The organism is Gordonia sp. DT219 (assembly GCF_049847065.1).
In the GTDB taxonomy this organism is placed as follows: Bacteria; Actinomycetota; Actinomycetes; order Mycobacteriales; family Mycobacteriaceae; genus Gordonia.
In genome coordinates this window covers 17533-25942 of sequence record NZ_JBNCNR010000023.1, presented here as the reverse complement: position 1 = coordinate 25942, position 8410 = coordinate 17533, and the positions used below count along the sequence as shown (strand labels likewise).

The 8410-nt window shown below is 66.2% G+C and carries 1 protein-coding gene; it reads right to left on the bottom strand.

Features of this window, described 5'->3' with window-relative positions:
- Positions 1-18: 18 nt before the first annotated feature.
- Complete coding sequence (locus ACPXB3_RS18945) at positions 19-8049, bottom strand: amino acid adenylation domain-containing protein (RefSeq protein WP_425729027.1); 8031 nt, start codon at positions 8047-8049, stop codon at positions 19-21.
- Positions 8050-8410 lie beyond the last annotated feature (361 nt).

The following is an 8410-nucleotide window of genomic DNA, read 5'->3' as shown; positions in this document are numbered from 1 at the left end:
TGTCTGAAGACCTTCCGGCTAGATGGGATCTGCAGGGGTGGAGTTGTCGCGCGCGACGGCCGCGCGCGCACGGATGTGCAGTGAGCCCAGGACGTCGTCCAACTCGTCCGGGCTCGCGGTGGCGAGTCCGGGAACCAACGTCATGAGAGCCATCGTCAGCGCCGAATCACCGTCGGGAACAACAGCACTCAACGCCGAGGCGTGGGCGCTCAGATCACCGAAACTCACCCCACACATATCGGGCAGGATCGACGCGCCCGGATCACAGGTCGCGGCCGCGGCGATGAGGTCGAACAACGAAATCTGCTCGTCGTGATCGGTGCGATCGTGGGCATGGTCGGCGTCGATGGCCATGGCGGCGTCACCCACGGCCCGCTCCGGGTCGTCGACGAGTTCAGCGAGCAGCCGGACGTACCGAGCCGCCATCCGGCTCACCGTCTCCTCATCGAAAAGAGCCGTCGCGTAGACGAATTGCGCACGCAGCGCACCGCCCCTGGCCTCGCGCTCCGGATCACCGGGGAAAAGTGTCAGCGCCAGGTCGACTTTTGCCGACGTCAGTTCTTCGGGAACGGGTTCCACGGTGAGCCCGTCGAGTCGCAGGACGGGGAACTCGACGTTCTGGTACGCGAGCATCACCTGGAAGACCGGGTTGTGTGCGGTGGGCGGCCGGGACATGAGCCGCGCGACGACCTCATCGAAAGGGATTGCAGCGTGCGACATGTCGGCGAGATCGTCACCCCGGACGCGATCGAGCAACTCGAGAAACGATTCGGCCCCGTCCACCCGGGTACGAAGCGCAAGGGTGTTCACGAACATCCCGACGACGTCCTCGACCAGCGGCTCACCACGACCGGCGAACGGGGTGCCGATGACGATGTCGTCGCGACCCGACAATCGTGCGAGCAACACCGCGAAGACCGCGTGCGTGACCATGAACTGGGTCGTGTGGTGCTTACGGGAGATCTCGTCGAGCTTGCCGACCACGTCCGAAGGGATCTCGAAATCGACTGCGGCGCCGTCGAAGTCGGGGATCTTCGGGCGCGGCTTGCTCGCCGGGAGCTCGAGGATCTCCGGCAGGCCCGACAGCCGTTGTTCCCAGTAGTTCAGTTGGCGTTCCTGTTCGGACACCCCGTCGTCGACCATGGCGAGTCGTTCGGAGAGCCACATGCTGAAGTCGGCGTACTGCACCTGCAGGGGCTTCCAGGCCGGCTCGGCTCCACCGTGCCGGGCGGCGTAGGCCGCCATGAGGTCGCGTGCAAGCGGCATCATCGACGCACCGTCGGCGCTGATGTGGTGGACCACGAAGACCAGGACGTGCTCGTCGGCCGACACCCGCAACAGCACCACGCGAACCGGGGGGCGCACGCTGATGTCGAAGGCCGCGCCGGTGATCTGGGCGATCTCACTGCTGCGCGACCCGTCCGAGTCGCGGACCTCGAGCGTCACCTCGCTGTCGAGCGCGTCGGCGGGCATGATCACCTGCACCGGTTCACCGTTGATCATCGGGTAGACCGTGCGTAGCGCCTCGTGACGTCGGCCCAGGTCGATCGTGGCGCGGGTAAGTGCGGGAACGTCGAGGTCACCGGACAGCCGCAGCGCCATCGCGACGTTGTATGCCGCGGATTCGGGTTCGGCTCTGTTGATCAGCCAGAGTCCGCGTTGCATGCCGGACACGTGCACCAGTTCGGTGCGGCTGCGCGCGTGGAGCGCCGGCACCCCGTGGCCGGTGGGTCCCGACGTCAACGCCGCGGCGAGTGCGGACACCGTCGGACGCTCGAAGAGCAGCTTCACCGGAACCTCGCGGTCCAACAGTGCTGCCAGACGAGCGGTGACCTTGGTCGCCGAGAGCGAACTGCCGCCGAGGTGGAAGAAGTCGGCATCGGCGGACACGCGTTCGAGTCCGAGGACCTGACCGAAGACGCCTGCGACCACCATCTCCAGTTGGGACCCCGGTTGCCGGTACGGCGCTGCGGTACCGAAATCCACCGCGGGCAATGACTTTCGGTCGATCTTCCCCGAGGTGGTGAGCCGGAACTCGTCGACCACGACCAGTGTGTGGGGCACCATGTAGCCCGCCAGCCGGGTGGCCGCATGCTCGAGGACGTGTGCGGGATCAGCGCTCGCTCCCTCGGCCAGAGTCGCGTAGGCCACCAACACGTCGTCGCCGTTGGGTGCGCGCACGCCGAGGCATACCGCGTCGGCGACGAGCGGGTGATCGACGATCGCGGCCTCGACCTCGCCCGGTTCGATACGCAGACCCCGGATCTTGAGCTGGAAATCGGTACGTCCGAGGTAGCGCAGATCGCCACGGACGGTGCGGATCACGCGATCACCGGTGCGATACATCCGCTCACCGGGTGCATGCGGGTCGGCGACGAATCGCAATGCTGTCAGGTCGCTGCGGCGATGGTATCCACGGGCGAGTTGCACGCCACGCAGATACAGCTCGCCCGGGACGCCGGTGGGTACCGGCCGCAGCGCACGGTCGAGTACCACGGCACCGACACCGGGGATGGAGCCACCGATCGAGACCTCGTCGTGCTCGGTCATCGGGCCGGCCGCGGTCGCCCAGATGCTGGCCTCCGTGGGCCCGTAGAGGTTGTGGAACCGTCGTCCGGCCCGCGCCCAGCGTCGCATCAGGTCCGGCGGGCACGCCTCCCCGACACTGATGACCCGCCGCAGCTTCGGCACGGCCGCCGGCTCGATGGTGCCCAGTGCCGACGGGGTCATCACCGCGTGGGTCACTCCTTGATCCCGGATCAGGGAGGCCAGCTCGTCGCCCCCGAACACCCCGGCGGGACTGATCACCAGTCGCGCGCCCTGACCGAGCGCCATCACGATCTCGAAGATCGATGCGTCGAAACTCGGTGACGCCACGTGCAATACACGCGACTCCTCGGTCAGCTGCAGAATCGATCGCTGGTTGGCGACGACGTTCGACAGTCCTCGGTGACTCAGCGCAGCCGCCTTGGGCCGCCCCGTCGAGCCGGACGTGTAGATCAGGTACGCCAGGTCGTCGAGTCGCGGTGTACGCACGAGTTCCTCGGGCCGCAGCGGCGCACCGCTGTGGCCTGCCAGCCGGAATTCCGTGTCCTCGTGACCGATCACCAGCCATGTCGCGCTGTCCAGGAGGCGCGAAGCGTGATCGGTGACGCTCAACCCGACCGTTGCTCCACTGTCGGCGAGCATCTCGGCGATACGCGCGGCGGGCAAGGTCGGGTCGATGCTGACAAATGCCGCACCCGATGCGGCGACCGCGAGCATCGAGATCACCGACTGATGTGAGCGCGGAATGCAGATCGCGACGATGTCACCGGGACCGACACCGGTCGACACGAGTTCACGCGCCAGTTGGTTGGATCGGGCCGAGAGCATCGACCACGTGATCTCCGAGGACCCGGCGATGGCAAGAGAGTGGGGGTCGGCCACTTGTGCACCCGCACCGAAGAGGTCACGTAGCAGCGCAGGTGCGGCGAACCCCTCGCCCCCGGAGATCAGTTCGCCACGATCCTCGTCGGCGACGATGTCGATGGTGCCGACGGTGCGGACCGGCGCCTGCACCATGGCGCGTAGCACCAACTCCAGTTGCGCGGCAACACGTTCGGCGGTGCGGTGCTCGAAAATATCGGTCGCGTAGGAGAATTCGAGGTGATAGCCCCCCGCGTCGGCCTGATCGGTCACCGTGATCGACAGGTCGAACTTCGCCGAAGGCACTCGCGCGTCGAGGAGTCGTGCCGACTCGTCGAAATGGTGCAGGGTGCTCGCGTGCCCCGGATGCATCGTCAGCGCGACCTGGAACAGCGGGGTGTGCGAGGCGGAACGCTCCGGGCTGAGGGCGTCGACGATCCATTCGAACGGTATGTCGGCGTGCCGCACGGCGCGGGTTCGGGTCCCGTGGGCGCGGCCCAGCAGATCGGCCACCGTGTCTGTCGGCGACACCGCCGTGCGCAACACCACCGTGTTGACGAACATCCCGACCAGCTGCGCGGTGGCCGGTTCGTCTCGGCCCGCCACGGCAGTGCCGATCGACACCTCGTCGACCTCCCCCCACCGCGACAGCAGGATCGCCAGCGCCGTGTGCACCACGGTGAACGGCGTGACGCCGTGGTCTCGCGCAAGACCCCGGATGCTCATCGCGATGTCGGCGTCGAGATCGGCGTCGACGTAGCCGCCCGCTCCGGTGGCCACATGCGGCCGGGGCCGATCGGTGGGAAGCATCAGCAGGTCGGGCATGTCGGCGAGTTCGGCACGCCAGAACGCCAATCCCTCGGCCGCGCGCGGTGTGGGCGACTCCAGCTCGCCGAGCAGTGCGCGCTGCCAGATCGCGAAATCGGCGTACTGCACCTCCAGCGGATCGAGTCCGGGGCCCTTGCCGTCGCGCAGGCTCGTGTAGCCGACCATGAGGTCGCGGATCAACGGCTGCAGCGAGAAGCCGTCACCCGCGATGTGGTGCAGAACGGTGACGACGACGTATCCGTCACGATCACGCAGAATGCGGATCCGGAAGGGGATCTCGTGCACGAGATCGAACCCACGTGCCGCCTCGGCGGCGATCAGCTCGTCGAGACGATCGACGGCGTCGAACACCTCGGTGTCGAGGAACTCCATCGCCTCGCGGGTCGTCAGAATCTCCTGCACGGGCTCGCCGAGGTGCGATCCGAATCGGGTTCGCAGCGTCTCATGACGTTCCACCAGTGATTCGATCGACGCGTGCAATGCGTCGACATCCACCTCGTGACCGAGTCGGACGGCACCGGGCATGTTGTAGGTGGCGGCGCCGGAGTCCATCCGGTTGACGAACCACAGTCGTGTCTGTGCGTGTGACAGCGGGATGACGCCCTGCCGCTCGACTCGACGCAGCTCGACCCGCTCCGGCGCGTCCCCGAACTCGGTCCGCTCGGCGATCCCGCCGACATCGACAGCCGAGAAGACCGTGGTCAGATCGACCCGGAGATCTCGGTCGCTACGTGCCCGCGACACGAGACGTGCCGCAAGCAGCGAATCGCCACCCAACGCGAAGATGTTGTCGCGCAAGCCGATCCGCTCAACGCCGAGCAACTCGGTGAGCAACGAGGTGAGTGCGAGTTCGATCGGCGTTCGCGGCGCGACGTACTCGACCGAGCGGTTGGGTTCCGGGGTCGGCAAACGCTTGCGGTCGAGTTTGCCCGACGAATTCAACGGGAACTGCTCGAGCCGCATCGCCGCAACCGGCACCATGTGTGAGGGCAGATGCTGCCGGCACCACGCCAGTGCCGCACTCTCGGTGACCTCCGCGGCATCGGCGACCTCCGTGCTGCCGGATCGAAGGTAGGCGACGAGCACGGGTCCGGCCGCGAGATCGGTACGCGGCACCACCGCGCTCGCCTCGACACCCGGCATGGCATCGAGCACGGCTTCGATCTCGCCCGGTTCGACGCGTTGTCCGCGGATCTTGACCTGGAAGTCTGTGCGCCCCAGATAGTGCAGGGTGCCGTCCTGCGTCCATCTGACCAGATCGCCCGTGCGGTACATCCGTGTGCCCGCCGGACCCGACGGATCGGCGACGAACCGCTCGGAGGTCAACCCGCGACGCCCCACGTAGCCGTCCGCGAGCTGGATACCGGCGAGATAGAGCTCACCTGCCACCCCGACCGGCGCCGGGGCCAATGCACCGTCGAGTACGTGGACCCTGGTGTTGGCAACGGGGCCGCCGATCGGGACCGGGCCGTCGTCGTTGCCGACCGGGTACTCGGTGACGTCCACCGCGGCCTCGGTAGGGCCGTAGAGATTGACCAGATCGGCCTCGGAACCCTCGATCACCCTCTCGGCGAGATGTCGCGGGAGTGCCTCCCCCGAGGTGAACACGTACCGCACCGCCGAGGGCAGGAGCGTCGTGTGGCCCTCGTTCGCCAGCACCTCGGTGTACACGTCGAGCATCGACGGAACAAAGTGCAACACGCTGATCCCGCGCGAGATGATCAGCTCGCGCAGATATGCCGGATCACGATGGCCCCCGGGCTCGGCTATCACCAGTCGCGCGCCCTGCCCGAGCGCCCAGAGCAGTTCCCACACCGAGACGTCGAAGGTGAACGGCGTCTTGTAGAGCACCACATCGTCGGTCGCGAGGCCGTAGTTGTCCTGCATCCACGCGAGCCGGTTCAGCACGGCCTCGTGACCGACCTGAACACCCTTGGGCACGCCGGTCGAACCGGAGGTGAAGATGACGTATGCGGCTGCCGAACCGCCGCCGGCCGTCGTTCTGGTCGACTCCCCGTGCCCGTCGGGGCCCGACGCGACGTCGTCGGGATCGAAAGCTGTGGCGATGAGGTATTCGTCGTCGATCACCACTCGTGCGTCGACGGTCTCCGCGATCAGCATCCGGCGTTGATCGGGTTGCGCGGGGTCGACGGGTACGTACGCCGCACCGAGCGTGAGCACCGCGTAGATCGCGACCACCTGGGCGGGACCACGGTCGAGGGTGACGACGACACGATCGCCTTCGCCGACCCCCGCCGAACGCAAGGTCGCCGCCATGCGCCAGCGCAACTCGTCGAACTCCCGATAGGTCCACCGGCGATCACCGAACTCGACGGCTATGGCCGTCGGAGTCTCGCTGACCGCGGCCCCGAAACCATCGAGCAGATGAGCCGACGGCATCGGGAGTGGCCGCAGCGGACCCACGCCGAGCCCGAGCAGATCCGCACGCTCACCGGGCAGCAGCAGATCGATGTCACCGATCGGCGTGTCCAACTGCGCGAAGACCCGGTCGAGGAACGCGAGGAAGCGCTCGAGGTGCCGGCTCAGGTCGGCCTCGTCGTAGAGGTTCGGGTTGCCGTGCAGGTCGACGCCGATCCGAGCGCCGGGGCTCGCCTGATAGAGGTTGAGCCGCAGATCTTCGAGGATTCCCGAGGACAGGATGTGATAGTCGACGGTCGCGCCGGCCAACTCGATGGGCTTGTCGAAGAACATCATGTTCACGATCGGCCCGAACGACGCGGTGTTGGCGTCCTGCAGGCCCGCATCGATGCGGATGTCCTCGAATCGGTAGCGCTGATGCCGAAGTACACCGGTGAACTCGAGTTGCGCCTGTTCCACGAGACCGCGCATCGACAATCGGGTCACGTCACGGAATCGCACCGGCAGCATGTTCGAGAGCATGCCCGCCGCGCGCTTGATCCGCGCCGTGGCACGTCCGGTCACCGGCAAGCTGAGCACCACGTCGTCGGTGCCGGCCATCCGGGCCAGGAATGCCGAGAATCCCGCGCTCAGGAGCACTGCTGCCGAACTGTTGAGAGACGCGGCGAGCCGACCGATGGTCTGCTGGCGCGCGGCGTCGATCTCGGCCGCGGCGACCGCATTGCAGGGCGACAGCGGTACCGCGGCCGGTTGTTGGGCGAGAGTCACGCGCTCAGGGAGATCGTGGACGCGGGCTGCCCAGTATTCGCGGTCGGCCGCCCGACGGGTGCTGGTCAGATACTTCTGGTCGTCGGCGACCAGTTCGTCGAGCTTCGCCCCTGGTTTCGGGACATATTCGACGCCGGTGACCGCCGCGTTGTAACGATTCAGGATCTCGTAAACGATGGTGAGCGCGGCATATCCGTCGAGCGCTATGTGATGCGCACGGACGTACCAGAAAATGCGATCGTCAGCGACCCGAAGCAGTGCGGATACCACAAGCCGATCCGACAGCAGATCCATGCCGACGCGGTAATCGGAATTCATCCATTCGCGAGCCGAAGCAACTGGATTCGTTTCGTCTCGAAAATCGACAAACTCGACATCGTTGTCGATCGATTGGTCAACAACCTGCATGGGGACACCGTCGGTCTCGACGATCCTCGTGAACGCCATCTCGGTTTCGCGGCCGACCTCCAGGATCACCCGGCGAAGCAGCTCGTCATCGAGGGGCCGCTCGCCATCGCGGACGTCGACGTACTGCGCGACGGTGACCGAGTAGTCGGCAGAAAGACTTTCCGCGAACCACATGCCACGCTGGGCGGCCGTCAGCTCGATCGGCGAACCACTGGTGTCCACATCACCACGATCGACCACCTGGTGCTGTTGGCGCATATCCTCACTCCCGGGTCGTCGGCGACTCGGCGCGATTCCAACTGACTGCGTCGACTGGCCATGGCCAGCCCGGCCTCGAACCGATCCTATTACCGGACCCAGTCTCACTCAAGGGCCCAATTGCGCGGAACCAAACGCTCGATAATTCAATCAAAGGTAGTACTTCAGAAATGATTACCGGGGCCGGATACGCTGACAAAATCGCCACCCTCGACGTTCATCGCGCATCCGCACCAGGTCGTTACAGATGTCCCTCGAACGGGATACTTTTTCTCGCATCCAGGAATCGATTTGCGCAATAGTGGATCGTGTCGACGGTCCGGATGTACTCTGCGCTCAATGCGGTAACCGGATCATTTTG

What these genes read in the sequence shown, in the direction of transcription:
- ACPXB3_RS18945 (WP_425729027.1), bottom strand. Translation starts at nt 8,049, where the DNA reads ATGCGCCAACAGCACCAGGTGGTCGATCGTGGTGATGTGGACACCAGT.